Raw genomic sequence first — 17,181 nt, 5'->3', positions numbered from 1 at the left:
TGGGCGTCAGGGGAGTGGCTGTTCGGTCCAGATGCACTTGCCGGTGGGCGTGTAGCGGGTGCCCCAGCGCTGGGAGAGGGCCGAGACCAGCTGGAGTCCGCGTCCGCCCTCGTCGGTCTCCGAGGCATGGCGGATCCGGGGGGTGGTCAAGGAGCCGTCGGTCACCTCGCAGATCAGCCCCTCGCCACGCAGCAGCCGCAGTTCGACCGGGCCCTTGCCATGCCGGATCGCGTTCGCGACCAACTCGCTGACCAGCAGCTCCGCGGTGGGGGTGAGCGGGGCCAGCTCCCAGCGGGCCAGCTGGTCCCGGACGTGGTCGCGCGCCTCACCCGCGGCGATCGGCCCCTCGGACAACGGCCAGGCGGCGATGTGGTCGGGGGCGAGCGCATGGGTACGGGCGATCAGCAGTGCCGCGTCATCGGCGGTGAGCTGCTTCTCCGGCAGCAACTCGGCCAGCACCTCGTCGCACAGCCGCTCCAGCGACGCGTGTCCGCCCCGGTCTCCGTCGGGCCGGCCGTCCCCCGGGCCGGGTGTGCGGGCCGCGCTGGACAGCGCGCTCGCCAGGTGCCGCATCCCGCGGTCGATGTCCCGGGCGGCGGATTCCACCAGACCGTCGGTGTAGAGCACCAGCAGACTGCCCTCCTCCAGCCTCACCTCGGTGGTCTCGAACGGCGGCTGGGCCGCGCCCAGCGGCGGATCGGGGGCGCCGCCGGCGAAGCGGACCGGGTGGCCGGGGCGTACGACGGCCGGCGGCGGATGTCCGGCGCTGGAGAAGACGCAGGTGGCGCCGACCGGGTCGTACACGGCGTACAGACAGGTCGCGTAGAGGTTGTCGCCCAGCTCGCTCACCACGTCGTTGAGCCGGGTGAGCAACTCGGCGGGCGGGAACTCCAATTCGGCCAGGGTGTTCACGGCGGTGCGCAGCCGGCCCATGGTGGCCGCCTCGGACAGCCCGTGCCCCATCACATCGCCGATGACCAGGGCCACCCGGGCGCCGGACAGCGGGATCACGTCGTACCAGTCGCCGCCCACGTCGATGCCCTCGCTGGCGGGCAGATAGCGTGCGGCGGTGGTGACCGAGGACAGCGACGGCAGGGCACGGGGCAGCAGCCCCCGCTGGAGCTCCTTGGCCCGGGTGTGCTCCACGTCGTACAGCCGGGCGCGCTCGATGGCCTGCCCCATCAGTCCGCTGAGCGCGGTGAGCAGGGCCCGCTCCTCCGCGTCGAGCCGGCGCGGCTCGGCGAAGGCGACCACCGAGCAGCCGATGTTCCGGCCGGAGACGATCAACGGCAGGAAGGCCCATGCCTGCTTCTCGGCCGCGGCGGGCCGCCCGGCCATGCCGGGATAGCGCGCGGTGTACTCCTCGGCCGACTCGACGAAGGCCGGCGCCCCGGTCTGGTACACCTCCGAGACCGGCGACACCTCATGGATCGAGGCCCCGTCGATCGACTCCAGGAAGGGCTGCGGATAGCCGACGGCCCCGGCGATCCGGATCACGTCGCCCTCGATGAGCTGTACCACCATCCCCGAGGCGCCGAACGGCGGCAGCACCCGGTCGGCGATGGCGTTCACCACGTCGCGCATCGTCAGCGCCTGCGCGAGGGCGTTGGTCAGCTCGCCGATCCGGGCGGTGCGCTCGGCCGCCGCGTGCTCGGCCGCGGCCCGCTCCGCCTCCCGCGCCCGGCTCGCGGTGATATCGGCGGCGTAGACCGTGAGCCCGTTCGGCACCGGGACCAGCCGCATGGAGTACCAGCGCTGATTGGTGGGCCAGCGGACCTCGAACCCGACCGGGGTGCCGCTCTCGGCGGCCCGCCGGTAGCGGCTTTGCAGGCCCGGCTCGGCCTCCTCGACGCTCAGCCGCGCGAAGGCGTCCCACAGCGTCCGGCCGAGAGTCGTCCGGGCGGCGCCGAGCAGCCGCTCCGCCTCGCCGTTGACGAAGGTGATGCGCCAGTCGCCGTCGACCGCGAAGAAGGCGTCGCTCATATGCCAGAGCGCCTGGCTCACCTGGTCGTCCGCCGGCAAGGTGCCGGTGCCGCCCCGGCCCCGGCCCTGGCCCTGGTCCTGGCCCCGGCCCCGGCCCTGGTCCCGGTCCGGGTCGGGAGGGTCCTCCCGCAGCCGCAGGGCGGCCCACGCGGCCAGCGTCTCGACGGCCGCCCACCGCTCCGGCGCGGGCCGCTCGGCCGGGACCATCAGCACCGACACCGCGCCGGTGACCCCCTCGGGAGTGATCAGCGGAACCGCCAGCAGCCCGCTTCCGGCGGGCAGCGCCGGGCCCGTGCCGTCCCCGGCGCCGAGGGTCGGTGCCCACACCGATATGCCCCGGGCCATCGCGCGGGCCGGGGCGCTGGCGCCGGCCGGCTCGACCTCCGCCCAGTCCCGGGCGACCGGACGGATCAGCCCGTGCACCGCCGTGAGCAGCGGCGACCGGGCGCCGGGACCGCGCAGATGCACCATGCCGCCGAGGCCGCCGGTCTCCGTCACGGCGTGGTCGAGCGTGAATCCGAGCAGATCGGGGCCGCTCAGCCCGTCACCCGCCTCGGTGATCATGCGTATCCGAGCGGCGATGGCGTCGTCCATGCCCATGGGGAAAATTTACTCCCTTGGAGGTGTATTCCAGGGAATGGGCCATCGCGCCCACGTCATCTCGTGAACATCTCGGGGTGCTCGCGGACGTACTCCCGCACCCCGGTCGCGGGCCTTCCCGTGATCGTCTCGATGTCGTCGGTCCGGCGGTCGTAGCGGTTCTCCGCGTGCAGCCGCGCCATCGTGGCGAGGTGGTCGAAGAGGTGGTCGGGCAGGCCCAGCGGCTTCAGGTCGTGGTTGACCCAGGCCTCGTAGGAGACGTCCACATAGGCGACCGGCCGGCCGAGCGCGTCGGCGAACTCCGCGGCCATGGTGGTCATGTCGACGGAGGCCGGGCCGGTCAGGTGGTAGGTCCTGCCGATGTGCGAGGAGGGGTCCACCAGGATCGCCGCCACCACCGCGGCGACGTCCCGTGCCGCGACCGGGGAGGTGCGCCCGGTGCCGAACGGCAGCCGGATCGTGCCCTCCTCGGCGATGGAGCGGTAGACGAAGGCCGTGAACAGCGGATTCTCCAGGAAGACAGTGGGCCGCAGATGGGTGACGGGCAGCCCGGACCAGTTGAGCGCCTGCTCCGCCAGCCAGTGCTCCCGCTGCTGCGCCGACTCCGAGGTGCTGGTGAAGTCCATCTGGGAGACCGTCATCTGCGACATGTTGACCAGCGCGTCCAGCCGCGCGTAGTCGCGGGCGACCGCCGCCGTGGTCATCGTCGCCTCCAGATACCTCGGCGACACGCTCATGCCGAAGTACATCCGACCGCAGCCGTCCAGCACCCGGACCACGTCCGGGGCGCGGGTCAGATCGCCCGCCACCACCTCCGCGCCCGTGGCGCGCAGGGCCTCGGCCCGCTCGTCCTCCCGGTGGACCATGGCGCGCACGGGCAGCTCGCGGCGGCGCAGCTCCTCGACCACGGTGCGGCCGACGGCCCCGGTGCTGCCCGCGGCGCCGGTCACCAGGACCGGTGGATCGGGCATGGCTAGGACACCAGCTTGTCGAGGGTGATGGGCAGTTCGCGGATCCGGACACCGGTGGCGTGGTGCACGGCGTTGGCGATGGCCGCGGCGGTGCCCGTGATCCCCACCTCGCCGAGGCCCTTCGCCCCCATGGGGTTGGTGTACGGATCGGACTCGTCCAGCCAGTGGGCCTCGACCGAGTGGACATCGGCGGCGGAGGCGATGTGGTATTGGGCGAAGTCCTGGTTGACCACATGGCCGAACCGCGGGTCCAGCACGCTGTGTTCGTACAGCGCCATCGAGATGCCCTGGGTCATCCCGCCGATCAGCTGGGAGCGGGCCGTCTTGGGGTTGATGACCCGGCCCACGTCGAACATCCCCAGCAGCCGCGCCACCCGCACCTCGCCGGTGTCCTCGTCCACCCGTACCTCGGCGAACTGGGCGCCGAAGCTGTGCATCGCGAAGCGCTCGGCCTCCGGATTGCCGCCGGGCAGCTCCGCGGTGACCTCCAGCCCCTCCGGCGGCGCGATACCGCCGTGCTCGGCCTGGAGCCGGGCCCGCAGCCGGTCCGCCGCCTCCCAGATCGCGGTGCCCCAGCTGTTGATGCCCGCCGAGAACCCGGCGACCGACGCGGCCGGCAGCGCCGTGTCCCCGATCCGCATCTCCACCTGCCCCACGGGTACGCTCAGCGCGTCCGCGGCGATCTGGGTGAGCGCCGTCCAGGTGCCGGTGCCCAGGTCGGCGGCGGCGATCCGGACCGTGTAGTGGCCGTCCGGGGCGAGCCGGATGGTGGCCGCGTTGCCGGGGAAGCGGGGGGAGGGGTACGTCGAGGCGGCCACGCCGGTGCCCACCAGCCAGCGGCCCTCGCGCCGCGACCGGGGAACCGGGTCGCGGTGGTCCCAGCCGGCCCGGCGGGCGCCCTCGCGCAGACAGCCCCTCAGATGGCGGCTGGAGAACGGCAGCCCGGACTCCGGATGCACCTCCGGCTCATTGCGGATCCGGAACTCCACCGGGTCCAGACCGCAGGCGATCGCCATCTCGTCCATCGCCGACTCCAGCGCGAACATCCCCTGTGCCTCGCCCGGCGCCCGCATGATCGTCGGCACCGGGACATCCAGCGGGGCCAGCCGGTGGGTGGTGCGCCGGTGCGGCGCCGCGTACATCATCCGGGAGCAGACGCCCACCTGCTCCGCGTACCCCTTGGCCCTGGCGGTCTGCTCGATCACCTCGTGGGAGAGCGCGGTCAGCCTGCCGTCCCGGCCGGCGGCCAGCCGGATCCGCTGGATCGACGCCGGACGGTAGCCCACCAGGGCGAACATCTGCTGCCGGGTCAGGGAGAACTTGACCGGCCGCCGGACCATCCGGGCCGCCATCGCGGCGAGCACGGCGTACGAGTGGGGGTAGACCTTCGAGCCGAACGCGCCCCCGACATGCGGGGAGATCACCCGCACCCGCCCCGGTTCGAGACCCAGCACCCCGGAGATCAGAGCCTGGCTCATGGAGGCGCCCTGGGTGGAGCAGCGCACGATCAGCTCACCGTCCAGCCAGGTGACCACGGCGGTGTGCGGCTCCATCGGGTTGTTGTGGTACATCGGAGTGGAGTACGTGACGTCCACCATGGTCGGCGAGGCCGCCAGCGCCGTATCGGCGTCCCCGAGCACACTGTCGGCGGGCGAGCCGTCCTGGAGCTCTCCGCCGCCCGAGCCGAAGGTCGCGGCGTGCACCGGGGAGTAGAGGTCGCCGCGGTCGGCGCGCAGCACCACATCGGGGGGCCGGCTCTCGTAGTCCACGCGGACGAGCCCCGCCGCGTGGCGCGCGGTCTCCAGGCTCTCGGCCACCACCGCCCCGATGAACTGGCCGCGCCAGGCGACCTCGTCGGACTGGAGCACCGCGAGCTCCGGATCCTCGGGCCGGGTCAGGGTGGGCGCGTTGAGATGGCTGAGCACCGCCAGCACCCCCGGCTCCGCCTCCGCGAGCGCGCTGTCCACCCCGGTGACCCGCCCGGCGGCGATCGTGGACTGGAGTGGATACAGATAGACGGGCTGGTCGAGGGGCCATTCATAGGCGTAGGTGGCGGTGCCGGTGACCTTCTGCACACCGTCGATACGGTCCATCGGGACGCCGATGGCGCGGGGGCGTGCCGTGACGTCGCTCATCGCGCCTCCTCCAGCAGCTCCAGCAGGGTGCCGACCATCGTGTTGCGGGCGAGCGGGACCTTGAAGGCGTTGCCCGGCAGCGGCCGCGCCGCGGCCAGTTCGGCGGCGGCCGCGTCCACGAAGCTCTCCCGCGTGGCGGGCGCGCCGCGCAGCACCGCCTCCGCCGTGGCGGCCCGCCAGGGCTTGTGCGCCACCCCGCCCAGCGCGATCGCCACGTCCCGTACCGCCCCGTCGGTGACCTCCAGCGCGGCGGCGACCGAGACCAGCGCGAAGGCGTACGAGGCGCGGTCGCGCACCTTGCGGTAGCGGGAGCGGGCCGCGGCGTGCGGGGGCGGCAGCTCAACGCCGGTGATCAGCTCACCGCGCTCCAGGACGGTGTCGCGGTCGGGGGTGTCCTCCGGCAGCCGGTGCAGCCGGGTCAGCGGGATCCGCCGCTCGGCGGCCGGGCCGGTCACCGTCACCACCGCGTCCAGCGCGGCCAGCGCGACGGCCATGTCGGAGGGGTGGGTGGCCACGCAGACGGGGGAGGCGCCCAGGATCGCCATATCGCGCTGATAGCCCTCCATCGCGGAGCAGCCCGAGCCCGGTATGCGCTTGTTGCAGGGGGTGGTGACGTTCTGGAAGTACGGGCAGCGGGTGCGCTGGAGCAGATTGCCGCCGGTGGTGGCGAGGTTGCGCAGCTGGCCCGAGGCGCCCGAGAGCAGCGCCTGGGAGAGCACCGGATAACGCCGCCGGACCCGCGGGTCGGCGGCCAGATCGCTGTTGGGCACCGCCGCCCCGATCCGCAGACCGCCGTCGGGCAGCTCCTCGATCCGGTCCGAGGTGAGCCGCCGGACGTCGATCAGCACCTCCGGGGTCGTCACCTCGAGGCGCATCAGATCGACCAGATTGGTGCCCCCGGCCAGATAGGCCGCCTCGGCCTCCCTCACCAGGGTGGCGACGGCCGCCGGGACCTCATCGGCGCGTTCGTAGCGAAAGGGCTTCATCGGTGCGCCACCTCCGCGATCGCCGGGACGATGTTCGCGTACGCGGCGCAGCGGCACAGATTGCCGCTCATCCGCTCGGCGATCTCCTCGTCGTCGAGCACCACGTCGGTGGCGCCCGGGTCCTTGGACACGGCGCTGGGCCAGCCCTCCCGGGCCTCCTGGAGCATCCCGGCCGCCGAGACGATCTGACCGGGTGTGCAGTAGCCGCACTGGAAGGCGTCATGGGCGATGAACGACCGCTGGAGCGGATGCAGCTCACCGTCGGTGAGCCCGGCCGCCGTGACGATGTCCGCGCCCTGGTGGGCGACGGCCAGTGCGAGGCAGCCGAGGATCCGGCGGCCGTCGAGCAGCAGGGTGCAGGCGCCGCACTGTCCGTGGTCGCAGCCCTTCTTGGGGCTGGTGTTCCCCAGCTGTTCGCGCAGGGCGTCCAGCAGCGTCGTACGGGTGTCGACGGTGAGGCGGTGCTCGGTCCCGTCCACTCGGAGCTCGATCTCGAGGTCCATGTTCCCTACCCTTGATCGTCGTCCTTCGGAACGTCACGCGGCACCCCCATTCTCGGACATATGGGTACTGATCGCCCGTTCGGCGGTATGGTCACGCCGGAACGCCGCACCGATACGAGCCGCGGCCCGTCGCCCGGCCGACACCGGTGGACCAGGCCGCGGCCCGGGGCCAGGACCTCCTTCAGGTGCGCTGGATCACGGCCTCCAGATGGGGCAGATAGTGGTCCATGCGGTCCCGCTTGGTGAGCAGATACGGGAGGTTCTCCTGGTGCGGAGTCATCAGCAGCGGCACCTGCTCGCTGACCCGGACTCCGTGCCGCAGCAGCGCGTCCCGCTTCTGGGGGTTGTTGGACAGCAGCCGTACGGAGCGCACCTCGAGGTCGTGCAGCACATCCGCCGCCACCTTGTAGTCGCGGGCGTCCGCCGGCAGGCCGAGGGCGAGGTTGGCCTCGACGGTGTCCAGCCCCTCGGACTGGAGCTTCATCGCCTGGAGCTTGGCGAGCAGCCCGATCCCGCGCCCCTCATGGCCCCTCAGATAGACCAGAACGCCCCGGCCTTCGGCCACGATCGCCTTCAGCGCGGCGGAGAGCTGGTCGCCGCACTCGCAGTGACGGGAGCCGAACGCGTCTCCGGTGAGGCACTCGGAATGCAGCCGGGTAAGTGCTTCCTCCCCGCCGACATCGCCATATACCAGCGCTATTTGTTCATCACCGCGCACGAGGTCCCGATAGCCGATCGCGAGAAAGTCGCCATGCTTCGTGGCCAGCCGGACATTCACCACTCGTTCGACACCCGAGGTGCGGGTGTCGACATCGAACACGCCATCACTTTCTGTCATGTCCCGATCTTATCTGGAAAACCACCGCCCTTGTACAGGAGAATGAGAAAGCCGCAGCAACAAGCTGTCCGGTCGACACATGAAAGGTCCACGAGATATGAGCGGTTCGGGAACGCGCCCGCAGGCCGGCATGGTGTTGCCGACACGGACGACGGAGGAAGTGCGGGCCGACCGGGCCGATGTCGCCGTTCTTCCCGTAGGCAGCTTCGAACAACACGGCGCATTTCTCCCACTGGTGACCGACACCGTCATCGCCTGCACGGTCGCAGCCGAGATCGCGGCCGCGTATCCGGTGCTCCAACTGCCCCCGGTGACGGTTTCCTGCTCCCATGAACACGCCGCCTGGCCAGGGACGGTGTCAATATCCGCGGCCACCCTCTACGCCGTCGTCCGCGATATCGCGGACTCACTCAGGCGCTCGGGTATACGCGGTCTGATTCTGGTGAACGGACACGGCGGAAATTACGTACTGCGCAACATCGTCCAGGAATCCGCGGGCACCGACTTCCGCATGGCGCTATTCCCTGGATCGGCCGACTGGGAAGCCGCCAGGACACGCGCCGGAGTACGCACCCCGGCCAACAGCGATATGCACGCGGGCGAACTGGAGACATCGATCCTCCTGCATGCCCATCCGGAACTCGTACGGCCCGGTCATGAAACCTCCGACTGGATATCCGACGATCGGAAACATCTGCTCACCCTCGGTATGTCCGCCTATACCGAGTCCGGGGTCGTCGGCCGTCCGTCCAGGGCATCCGCGGATAAGGGAAAGGAACTCCTGGCCGGGCTCGTCGACTGCTTCGCCGAGTATCTTTCCCTGGTCGGTGCCGAGAAGGAGGCGTGATGACCTTCCTGGAGACGGAAGAGGCATGGGAGCGGCTGCGCTCCGTCCGGACCGGGGCGGACACCGGGGCCGCCGGTCTGGTCCGGGGCCCGGACGGCCGGTGGCGGTGGAACGAGGCCGCCTCGCCGGAGGCCCGGCTCCTGGTCGACCGCTATCTCCCGCTGTGCCTGGCGGGCCCGCGGCTGACCATCGCTCAGCTCGGCCAGAGCCTGGACGGCTTCATCGCCACCCGCACCGGCGACGCCGACTACGTCACCGGCGAGGAGGACCGCCGCCATCTCCACCGGCTGCGCGCCCTCGCCGACGCGGTGGTCGTCGGGGCCGGCACCGCCGTCGCGGACGACCCCCAGCTGACGGTGCGCGCCTGTGCGGGCGCCCATCCGGTGCGGGTCGTCCTCGATCCGCGCGGACGGGTGCCGCTCGACCGACGGGTGTTCACCGATGGCTCAGCTCCGACCCTGTGGGTGGTGGGCACCACCGGCGAGCGCCGGCCGGCGCCGCCGGACGGCGTGGACGTGCTGACGCTTGACGACCCGGACGCCTTTGCCCCCCACCACCTGGTGCGGACGCTTCGGCGGCGCGGCCTCGGCCGGGTACTCGTCGAGGGCGGCGGGGTCACCGTGTCGCGCTTCCTGCACGCGGGGGCGCTGCACCGGCTCTACGTCACCGTGGCCCCGGTCCTGCTCGGCGGCGGCATCCCCGGGCTGCGCTTCGACGGGACGACGGTCATGCGGGACGCGCTCCGCCCGCCCGTCCGCCGCGACACCCTCGGCGAGGACACCCTCTTCGAGCTCGACCTGTCGGCCGCGCAGCCGGCCGCACCACTGGACGGCCAGCACCACGACACCGGGGAGGCTCGCGGCGAAGGTGAGCACCCCGTAGACCACGGCCACGGTCAGCCCCTGGCTCGCGCCGAGGCCCGCGGCGCCGAAGGCCCAGGCGGTCACGCCCTCGCGGGGGCCCCAGCCGCCGACGTTCAGCGGCAGGGCCATGGCGATCAGGGCGAGCACCATCAGGGGCACCAGCTCGGTCAGCGGGGCGTCTGACCCCGCCACCCGCGCGGCCAGGACGAACGTCGTCAGATGCCCGGCCAGCACCACCACCGAGGAGATCACCACCCCCGGCCAGCTGCCCCGGGCCAGCAGCCCGCGGCGCGCCTCGAGGAGCGCGCCGCGGACCGCGCCCCGCCGCCGCCCGGCCACCGGCGCCGCACGGCGGCGGCGCCGGACGGCCACCACCGCGAGGAGCGACAGAACGCCCCCCGCGGCCAGTACCCACGCCGTGGCCGGCCCGCCGATCAGCCGGCCGGTGTGTTCCAGGGCCAGGGAGGGGTGGGCCAGCAGGATCGCCACCCCCACCGCGATCAGCACCACCTGGCCCGCGACCCGCTCCAGCACCACCGCGCGCACGCCCCGGCCGACATCCCCCGCGCCCCGCCCGTGCCGCACCGCGCGGTGCACATCACCGAGCACCCCGCCGGGCAGCGCGGCGTTCAGGAACAGCGCGCGGTAGTAGTCGGCGACGGCCGGGCCCAGCGGCAGCCTGATCCGCAGCCCCCGCGCCACCAGACACCAGCGCCAGGCGCTGAAGACCGTGGTGAGCAGGCCGAGGCCGACCGCCGCCAGCAGGGTGAGCCCGTCGATGGTGCGCAGGCCGTCCAGGAAGGCCCCGGTGCCCAGCCGCCACAGCACCACCCCGAGGATGGCGACGCCCGCGGCCGCCCCGAGCCGGGCCCGCAGCGCGCCGGTCACGCGGCCGCCCCCAGGGTGCGGGGCGCGGGCAGCGCCAGCAGATCGTGGTGGTGCACCACCACCCGCAGCGCGCCGGCCGCAGCCATCGCCAGCCGGCGGCGCAGATACGCCTCGGCGTGCGCGCCGAGCTCCGGCCGGTGCTCCACGGCCGCGCCCACCCAGCCCCGCAGCCACTCGGCCGTCAGCGCGGAGTGCTCGGCGCCCAGCACCCAGGGACTGGCGTGGGTCCGTACCGTCGCGCCGTACCGGGCGAACGCCTCGGAGGCCACCGCCATCGCGTCGGGGCCCACCAGACCGCCGCGCCGCTGGTGGGCGTTGAACGCCTCGGTGATCTCCGCGTCCATCGGGTCGGCCGGGGTGAGCTCGACCCGCCCCACCACGGACAGCGCCAGCAGCGCCGGGCACTCCGCCTCGGCGCAGGCCGCGGCGATCCCGTCCACCTCCTCCGGGGTGAGCACGTCCAGCAGCGCGGACGCCGTCACCAGCGAGGCGCCGTCCAGGGCGCTCGCGGTCAGCCGGGAGAGGTCGCCGCGCGCCGTCGCGACGGTGATACGGCTGCCGTCGGTGGCCGCCCGGGGCATCCGCACCGCCGCCCGGTCCAGCAGATCGGGGTCGCGGTCGTGCAGGATCCACAGCTGCGGGCCGCTCAGCCGGGGCGCCAGCCAGCGCCCCATGGAGCCGGTGCCGCAGCCCAGGTCGTGGATCACCAGCGGCGGGCCGGACAGCCGGGGGCCCAGCGCCTCGAGGAGTTCGGGGGAGCGGGCCGCCGCGTCGGCGCCCTCCCGCAGCTCCAGCCAGTCGGGGGTGTAACGCGGTACGTCGGTCGTCTTCACGCGGCCCTCCGCGGTTCGTCTCGGAGCTGTTCCAGCGCACCGGCCAGATTGCGGGTGGTGTTCTCCCACCCGGCCAGCGCGGTGCGCCGCTCGTGCGCGGCGGCGGTGAGCCGGCGGCGCGCACCGGGGTCGCCCAGCCAGCGGCGCAGCGCCGCCGTGAGCGCATCGGGGTCGTCCGGGTCGACGAGGATGCCCGGCACCCTGCCGTCGGGCGCCTGCCCGACCGCCTCCGGAACCCCGCCGACGGCCGTGGCCAGCACCGGGATCCCCCGGGCCAGCGCCTCGGTCACCGCCATGCCATAGGTCTCGGCGTACGAGGCGAGCACCACCGCGTCGGCGGAGGCGTAACCGGCGTCCAGCTCGGCGCCGGTCCTCGGGCCGAGCAGATGCACCCGGTCGGCCACGCCCAGCTTCCCGACCAGCTTCCGGAGCCGGGCGGCGTACTCCGGATCCTGGTCCAGGGAGCCCACGCAGTCGCAGGCCCAGGGCAGATCGTCGATCCGCGCGAGCGCCTCGACCAGTCGCAGCTGCCCCTTGCGCGGGGTCACCGAGGCCACGCACAGCAGCCGTGAGCCGTCGCCGCCCGGGGAGGCGAGCGGCGCGATGTCGGCGCCGGGCGCCGCCACATGGACCCGGTCCGGGACCAGCCCGTGCAGATCCACCAGCCGCCCGGCCGCCCAGGCGCTGGTGGCCACCACCGTCCGCACCGCGCGCAGCGTCCGGCCCTCCAGCGCCTTCAGATCCTCGGCCCGGCCGGGGGCCAGCCCCGTCTCGTCGCTCAGCGGCAGATGCACCAGCACCGACAGCCGCAGCCGCTGGGCCTGCGGGACGACGATGTACGGGAGCGCACAGGCCACCAGCCCATCGAGCAGGACCAGCGTGCCGTCCGCCAGCGCGGTCAGCAGCCGGGCCAGCTCGGCGTGGGCGGCCGGGCCCGGCTGGGGCCAGTCGCCCGCGATGGCGTGCTCCTCGACCCGCCAGCCGGAGCCGGGCAGATCCCGGCAGATCCGCCGGTCGTAGACGTTGCCGCCGCTCGGCGCGGCCGGATCGGCCACGCCGCCGGGCATCACGAAGTGCACCGTGCGCGGTGCGGCCGTACTCATAGGCCACGCTCGTAACTCGCCCAGGCGACATGCGACTCATGCAGCGTGATGGTGATCCCGGACAGGCCCCGGGCGCCCTCGCCCAGCGCGCCCGAGCCGACCCGCTCGGCGAGGCGGTCGGCGATCACCTTGGCCAGGAACTCGGTGGAGGTGTTGATCCCCTTGAAATCGGGTTCGTCGTCGAGGTTGCGATAGCTGAGCGCGCCGCACACCTCCCCCAGCTCACGGGTGGCCAGGCCGATGTCGACGACGATGTTGTCGTCGTCCAACTCGGCACGGCGGAAGGTGGCGTCCACGAGGAACGTCGCCCCGTGCAACCGCTGCGCGGGTCCGAAGACCTCGCCGCGAAAACTGTGAGCGATCATGATGTGATCGCGAACGGTGATGCTGAACAACGGATGACCCTCCAGATACGGCGCGTCGGGCCCTCGGCCGGGGCACGCCTTCTAGTACGGCCGTCGCGTTCCCCGTGTTCAGCCGGGCGACACGGCAGATTCCGCGTCGTAGCGAACCCGGTGGCACAGCCCCGGAATCTCGCCCGAGGCGAGCCTCGGAAGCACCCCGGGAAGCTCCTCGAAACCGCATTCGCCGGTGACGAGGGCGTCGAAGGCGGGGTCGGCGAGCAGTTCGAGCGCCAGCGCCATCCGATCGCCGTAGGAGCGGCGGGCGCCCCGGGCCGGGGAGACCGTCCCCACCTGGCTGCTGCGCACCGTCAGCCGCCGGGAGTGGAACGCCTCGCCCAGCGGCAGGCCGATCCGCCGGTCCCCGTACCAGCTCAGCTCCAGTACGGTGCCCTCCGGGGCGAGGAGCTCCAGCGAGCGCGCGAGCCCCTGTTCGGTGGCGCTGGCGTGTACCACCAGATCGAGGTCGCCCGCCGCCTCGCCGGGGAGCGCGAAGTCCACCCCGAGCGCCCGCGCGACCTCCGCGCGCGCCGGCTCGGCGTCCACCAGCTGCACCCGTACGGCCGGGAACCGGGACAGCACCGCCGCGACGGAGGCGCCCACCATCCCCGCCCCCACCACCGCGATCCGGTCGCCCAGCAGCGGGGCGGCGTCCCAGGCGGCGTTCACCGCGGTCTCCACCGTCCCCGCCAGCACCGCGCGCGGCGCGGGCACGCCCTCCGGCACCGGGGTCACCGCGCTCGCCGGGACCACATAGCGGGTCTGATGCGGATACAGACTGAAGACGGTGCGCCCCCGCAGGGACGCCGGTCCCTCCTCGACCAGACCCACATTCAGATAGCCATACTTCACCGGCCCAGGGAACCCGCCCTCCTGGAACGGCGCGCGCATCGCGGAGTACTGGCTCTGCGGTACGCCGCCGCGGAAGACCAGGGTCTCCGTACCGCGGCTCACCCCGGAGCACAGCGTGCGCACCACCACGTCCTCGGGCCCGGGTTCGTCCAGCTCCACCTCCCGTATCTCGCCATGGCCGGGGGAGCGGAGCCAGAAGGCACGGGCGGTGCGCGTCATACGACGTTCTCCTGAGGGGCTGAACAATCGGACGGTGGCCCACGTACGGATGACCATGAAGCCGCGAACACGGTACGCGGCACCCATTCACTCCGCCACACAGCCCGGAGGGTGCACGGTGGCCCTGAACAATCCCTACAACACGACGCTGTTGCGCAATGAGACAGCCGCCGGGGCGGCCGCGCAGCTGCTGTTGCTCGTCCTGCTCGGCACGGCGATCGACCTGGGACCCGCGGGCTGGCTGACCGGCCTGGCCTTCGCGGTCGCCACCTGGGCGGTGCTCACCCGCGCCCTCCAGCGGTCCTGGCTCGCCTCCTTCGGCGCGGCCAACCGCGTCACCCTGGCGCGGGCCACGCTCGTCGGCGGGGTGACCGCACTGGTCGCCGACTCCTTCGAGAGCCCGACGCCGGTCACCGCCCTGGTGTCCCTCACCGCGGTCGCGCTGATCCTCGACGCGGTCGACGGACAGGTGGCGCGCCGCACCGGCACCTCGTCCTCCCTGGGCGCGCGGTTCGACATGGAGGTCGACGCCGTCCTCATCCTGGTGCTCAGCATCTACGTGGCCACCTTCCTCGGCCCCTGGGTGCTGCTGATCGGCGCCATGCGCTACGCCTTCGTCGCCGCGGCATGGGTGCTGCCCTGGCTGAACGGCCAGCTGCCCCCGAGCACGGCCCGCAAGACGGTGGCCGCGCTCCAGGGCGTCCTGCTGCTGGTCGTCGGCGCCGATGTGCTCCCGTATCCGGCGGCCTTCGGCGCCGCGCTGCTGGCCCTGACCCTGCTCAGCTGGTCCTTCGCCCGCGACATCAGGTGGCTGTGGCGCACCCGGGAGAGCCGGGCGCAGTGAGCGCGGCGGCGGCGCCGACGAGCCCGGCGCCCGCTGCCGGAGGGGGCCCTGGCTACCAGGGGAGAGTGCCCTCGATGTCGAAGTAGCCTCCCGTCGGGCCGTCCGGGCCCACCGTCGCCATACGGACGATGATCTCGGCGCCCTCCTCGACGGTCTGATGACCGGTGTGCCCATTGAGGTCCGTCGCGGTGTAGCCGGGCTCCACGGCGTTGATCCGCATCTCCGGGAACGCCTTCGCGTACTGCACGGTGACCATGTTGACCGTGGTCTTCGACGCCGGATAGGCGACCCCCGGATAGGCGTGCGTGGGGGTGTCCGGGGTGGAGACCCGCTCCAGCGAGGCCAGCCCGCTGCTGACGTTGACCACGACCGGGGCGGCGGACCGCCGCAGCAGCGGCAGGAAGGCATGGGTCACCCGCACCACGCCGAAGACGTTCGTCTCGAAGACCTCCTTCATCATGTCGGCGGTGACCTCGGCGGCGCCGATCACCCCGCCGTCCGGCGTCCGCGCCTCGATACCGGCGTTGTTGATCAGTACATCCAGTCCGCCGTCGGCCTCGACGGTCTTCGCGGCGGCGGCCACGGAGGCGTCATCGGTGACATCGAGGACGACCAGCCGCGCCCCCGCCCCCAGCTGCTCGGCGGCGCGGCGTCCGCGCTCGGCGTCCCGGCTGCCCAGATAGACGGTGTGGCCCGCGGCGATCAGACGGCGGGCGGTCTCGAAGCCGAGACCCTTGTTCGCTCCGGTGATGAGTGTTGTAGTCATGCCGTCCAGGCTGCATCGGGGGCCGCGCGGGCAGCCAGGTGCTCCGTCTTCCTGGGACCGCGGGTACCAGGCTCGTCCCCGGTCCGAGGTGCAGACTGGTGACCATGGCGACCACGGAGTTCGGGCAGGCGGTACGGCGCTGGCGGGACCGGGTCCCGCCGGAGGCCGCCGGGCTGCCGGCCGGGGGACAGCGGCGCGCGGCCGGGCTGCGCCGTGAGGAGCTGGCCCTGCTCGCCGGGATCTCCGTCGACTACGTCACCCGCCTCGAACAGGGCCGGGCCTCCCATCCCTCGACCCAGGTCGTCGAGGCCCTGGCCAGGGCGCTGCGACTGTCGGCGGCCGAGCGCGCCCACCTCTTCCGGCTGGCCGGGCTGGCCCCACCGGGCCCCGAGACGGTCCCCGCGTACATCACCCCGAGCGTCCAGCGGCTGCTGGACCGGCTGACCGGGACGCCCGTGGCGGTGAGCGACGCGTCCTGGACGCTGCTCATGGCCAATCCGCCGTATGTGGCCCTGAGGGGCGATCCGTCCCGGTGGCGCGGCAACGAGCGCAACGGAGTCTGGCGCCAGTTCGTCAGCGAGGACACCGGCTCCCGGCAGACACATGAGGCCCGGAACGAGTTCCAGGCCGCGCTGGTCGCCGACCTCCGTACGGCCGCCGCACGCTACCCGGCCGACCAGCGGCTGCGACGGCTGGTCGCGGAGCTGCGCGCGCACAGCGAACGGTTCGCCGAGCTGTGGGACTCCGGCGCCGTGGGCCACCACGAGGCGTCGCGCAAGACCATCGACCATCCACGGGTGGGCCCGCTGACGCTGGACTGCGATGTGCTCACCGTGGCGGGCAGCGATCTGCGCATCGTGGTCTACACCGCCGAGCCCGACACCGAGGACGCCGAACGCCTGGCCCTGCTCACGGTGCTGGGCACCCAGACCCTCGTGGGCTAGGGCCCGTCCGGCGGGCTTTTGTGGTGCCACCCGGCTACGGGGGTGCGCGGAAGCCGAGGGGAAGCGAAAGGGAAGCGGGGAAGGGCACCGGTATCGCCCGGGAGCGAGGGAACGGCGCGGTAATCGTCAGGGAACCCGGGCCGGGAAGATGGCTGACTCTCATGGTCCCCGCCCGCCTCCGCCGCCGCGTCTTCGGGCAAGCGGCGGGACGGACCCGGCGGACCTGCGCCGACTACTTCCGAGGAGTACCGATATGCCTGTGGTCACCGTCGACTGGTGGCAGGGGAACGACCGGGAACGCCGCGCCGTCCTGGTGTCCGAGCTGGCCGCGACCGTCTCCCGGGTGGCCGGCTGCCCAGTCGAGGCCGTCACCGTCGTCGTACGCGACTGTGAGCCCGGACACCACGGCTCCGGCTTCCGGCCCGGGGACGCCGGCTCCGCCGACAGCGGGCTGGGCCCGATGGGCCCGCTGTGAGCCGGGCTGGGCTGGGCGGCGGGGGCGGGCGCGGTGCGCCGTTCCCGCCCGGCGCCGGATACCGCGGATTCCCGTTTCCGCACCGCACGGCGGGCGGCGGCCGGTAACGAGACCGGACGGGTTCGGGAAC

Annotated in this window: 15 protein-coding genes and 2 pseudogenes; 5 read left to right on the top strand and 12 right to left on the bottom strand. The window is 73.1% G+C overall.

Annotated elements, in window-relative coordinates; genetic code table 11:
• Window positions 1-6: 6 nt before the first annotated feature.
• From ACJX2R_RS13810 to ribA, 6 genes are all read right to left on the bottom strand, one after another.
• Complete coding sequence (locus ACJX2R_RS13810) at window positions 7-2,583, bottom strand: SpoIIE family protein phosphatase (RefSeq protein WP_413100357.1); 2,577 nt, start codon at window positions 2,581-2,583, stop codon at window positions 7-9.
• A 56-nt stretch (window positions 2,584-2,639) separates the two neighbouring features.
• The gene (locus ACJX2R_RS13805) at window positions 2,640-3,554 is read right to left on the bottom strand and encodes an NAD(P)H-binding protein (protein ID WP_413100356.1); all 915 of its coding nucleotides are present in this window, start codon (window positions 3,552-3,554) and stop codon (window positions 2,640-2,642) included.
• Window positions 3,555-3,556: 2 nt separating this feature from the next.
• Window positions 3,557-5,689 carry a xanthine dehydrogenase family protein molybdopterin-binding subunit gene (locus tag ACJX2R_RS13800; protein WP_413100355.1) on the bottom strand — a complete coding sequence of 711 codons (2,133 nt, stop codon included), beginning with the start codon at window positions 5,687-5,689 and terminating at the stop codon, window positions 3,557-3,559.
• Window positions 5,686-6,675, bottom strand: a complete 990-nt coding sequence (locus tag ACJX2R_RS13795; RefSeq protein ID WP_413100354.1) for an FAD binding domain-containing protein — start codon at window positions 6,673-6,675, stop codon at window positions 5,686-5,688. The genes ACJX2R_RS13800 and ACJX2R_RS13795 overlap by 4 nt, the downstream gene beginning before the upstream one ends.
• Window positions 6,672-7,178, bottom strand: coding sequence for a (2Fe-2S)-binding protein (locus ACJX2R_RS13790; RefSeq protein ID WP_413100353.1), 507 nt, complete (start codon window positions 7,176-7,178; stop codon window positions 6,672-6,674). The genes ACJX2R_RS13795 and ACJX2R_RS13790 overlap by 4 nt, the downstream gene beginning before the upstream one ends.
• Before the next feature lie 181 nt (window positions 7,179-7,359).
• Window positions 7,360-8,016, bottom strand: coding sequence for a GTP cyclohydrolase II (ribA, locus tag ACJX2R_RS13785; RefSeq protein ID WP_262703644.1), 657 nt, complete (start codon window positions 8,014-8,016; stop codon window positions 7,360-7,362).
• 97 nt (window positions 8,017-8,113) lie between these two features.
• Between ribA and ACJX2R_RS13780 the strand changes: the two genes are divergently transcribed.
• Window positions 8,114-8,863, top strand: a complete 750-nt coding sequence (locus ACJX2R_RS13780) for a creatininase family protein (RefSeq protein WP_413100352.1) — start codon at window positions 8,114-8,116, stop codon at window positions 8,861-8,863.
• Window positions 8,863-9,498, top strand: a pseudogene (locus tag ACJX2R_RS13775) (RibD family protein); the annotation flags it as partial. The gene ACJX2R_RS13780 and the pseudogene ACJX2R_RS13775, both read left to right, overlap by 1 nt.
• A 276-nt stretch (window positions 9,499-9,774) precedes the next feature.
• Here ACJX2R_RS13775 and ACJX2R_RS13770 read toward each other — a convergent pair.
• From ACJX2R_RS13770 to ACJX2R_RS13750, 5 genes and pseudogenes are all read right to left on the bottom strand, one after another.
• Window positions 9,775-10,554: pseudogene (locus ACJX2R_RS13770) on the bottom strand (lysylphosphatidylglycerol synthase transmembrane domain-containing protein); the annotation flags it as partial.
• Between the two features lie 56 nt (window positions 10,555-10,610).
• On the bottom strand, window positions 10,611-11,447 hold the full coding sequence (locus tag ACJX2R_RS13765) for an SAM-dependent methyltransferase (protein WP_413100351.1): 837 nt from the start codon (window positions 11,445-11,447) through the stop codon (window positions 10,611-10,613).
• Window positions 11,444-12,550, bottom strand: a complete 1,107-nt coding sequence (locus tag ACJX2R_RS13760; protein ID WP_413100350.1) for a glycosyltransferase family 4 protein — start codon at window positions 12,548-12,550, stop codon at window positions 11,444-11,446. Before ACJX2R_RS13760 ends, ACJX2R_RS13765 begins: the two co-directional genes overlap by 4 nt.
• A complete protein-coding gene (locus ACJX2R_RS13755) occupies window positions 12,547-12,945 on the bottom strand; it encodes a 6-pyruvoyl trahydropterin synthase family protein (RefSeq protein ID WP_413100349.1) in 399 nt (132 codons plus the stop codon). Before ACJX2R_RS13755 ends, ACJX2R_RS13760 begins: the two co-directional genes overlap by 4 nt.
• Before the next feature lie 78 nt (window positions 12,946-13,023).
• On the bottom strand, window positions 13,024-14,022 hold the full coding sequence (locus tag ACJX2R_RS13750; RefSeq protein ID WP_413100348.1) for a zinc-dependent alcohol dehydrogenase: 999 nt from the start codon (window positions 14,020-14,022) through the stop codon (window positions 13,024-13,026).
• Window positions 14,023-14,140: 118 nt separating this feature from the next.
• Here ACJX2R_RS13750 and ACJX2R_RS13745 point away from each other — a divergent pair, with 118 nt between their 5' ends.
• Entirely contained in the window at window positions 14,141-14,866 is a 726-nt protein-coding gene (locus tag ACJX2R_RS13745) for a CDP-alcohol phosphatidyltransferase family protein (RefSeq protein WP_262703638.1), read from the top strand.
• A gap of 52 nt (window positions 14,867-14,918) precedes the next feature.
• Here the strand turns inward: ACJX2R_RS13745 and ACJX2R_RS13740 are convergent, their stop codons facing one another.
• Window positions 14,919-15,632 carry an SDR family oxidoreductase gene (locus ACJX2R_RS13740; RefSeq protein ID WP_262703637.1) on the bottom strand — a complete coding sequence of 238 codons (714 nt, stop codon included), beginning with the start codon at window positions 15,630-15,632 and terminating at the stop codon, window positions 14,919-14,921.
• 104 nt (window positions 15,633-15,736) lie between these two features.
• Here ACJX2R_RS13740 and ACJX2R_RS13735 point away from each other — a divergent pair, with 104 nt between their 5' ends.
• Window positions 15,737-16,576 (top strand): helix-turn-helix transcriptional regulator, encoded by an 840-nt coding sequence (locus ACJX2R_RS13735; protein ID WP_413100347.1) that lies wholly within the window; start codon window positions 15,737-15,739, stop codon window positions 16,574-16,576.
• A gap of 253 nt (window positions 16,577-16,829) precedes the next feature.
• Complete coding sequence (locus ACJX2R_RS13730; protein ID WP_262703635.1) at window positions 16,830-17,051, top strand: tautomerase family protein; 222 nt, start codon at window positions 16,830-16,832, stop codon at window positions 17,049-17,051.
• Window positions 17,052-17,181 lie beyond the last annotated feature (130 nt).

Source organism: Streptomyces sp. Inha503 (assembly GCF_047215865.1).
GTDB classification, from domain to species: Bacteria; Actinomycetota; Actinomycetes; order Streptomycetales; family Streptomycetaceae; genus Streptomyces; species Streptomyces lycopersici.
This window is presented reverse-complemented; position numbering and strand designations above follow the sequence as displayed.

Bases quoted from the DNA above. Each gene is read 5' to 3' on its own strand.
- ACJX2R_RS13790 (WP_413100353.1), bottom strand. From the start codon at position 7,178: ATGGACCTCGAGATCGAGCTCCGAGTGGACGGGACCGAGCACCGCCTC.
- ACJX2R_RS13740 (WP_262703637.1), bottom strand. From the start codon at position 15,632: ATGACTACAACACTCATCACCGGAGCGAACAAGGGTCTCGGCTTCGAG.
- ACJX2R_RS13795 (WP_413100354.1), bottom strand. From the start codon at position 6,675: ATGAAGCCCTTTCGCTACGAACGCGCCGATGAGGTCCCGGCGGCCGTC.
- ACJX2R_RS13730 (WP_262703635.1), top strand. From the start codon at position 16,830: ATGCCTGTGGTCACCGTCGACTGGTGGCAGGGGAACGACCGGGAACGC.
- ACJX2R_RS13780 (WP_413100352.1), top strand. From the start codon at position 8,114: ATGAGCGGTTCGGGAACGCGCCCGCAGGCCGGCATGGTGTTGCCGACA.
- ACJX2R_RS13735 (WP_413100347.1), top strand. From the start codon at position 15,737: ATGGCGACCACGGAGTTCGGGCAGGCGGTACGGCGCTGGCGGGACCGG.
- ACJX2R_RS13810 (WP_413100357.1), bottom strand. From the start codon at position 2,583: ATGGGCATGGACGACGCCATCGCCGCTCGGATACGCATGATCACCGAG.
- ACJX2R_RS13750 (WP_413100348.1), bottom strand. From the start codon at position 14,022: ATGACGCGCACCGCCCGTGCCTTCTGGCTCCGCTCCCCCGGCCATGGC.
- ACJX2R_RS13760 (WP_413100350.1), bottom strand. From the start codon at position 12,550: ATGAGTACGGCCGCACCGCGCACGGTGCACTTCGTGATGCCCGGCGGC.
- ACJX2R_RS13805 (WP_413100356.1), bottom strand. From the start codon at position 3,554: ATGCCCGATCCACCGGTCCTGGTGACCGGCGCCGCGGGCAGCACCGGG.
- ACJX2R_RS13800 (WP_413100355.1), bottom strand. From the start codon at position 5,689: ATGAGCGACGTCACGGCACGCCCCCGCGCCATCGGCGTCCCGATGGAC.
- ribA (WP_262703644.1), bottom strand. From the start codon at position 8,016: ATGACAGAAAGTGATGGCGTGTTCGATGTCGACACCCGCACCTCGGGT.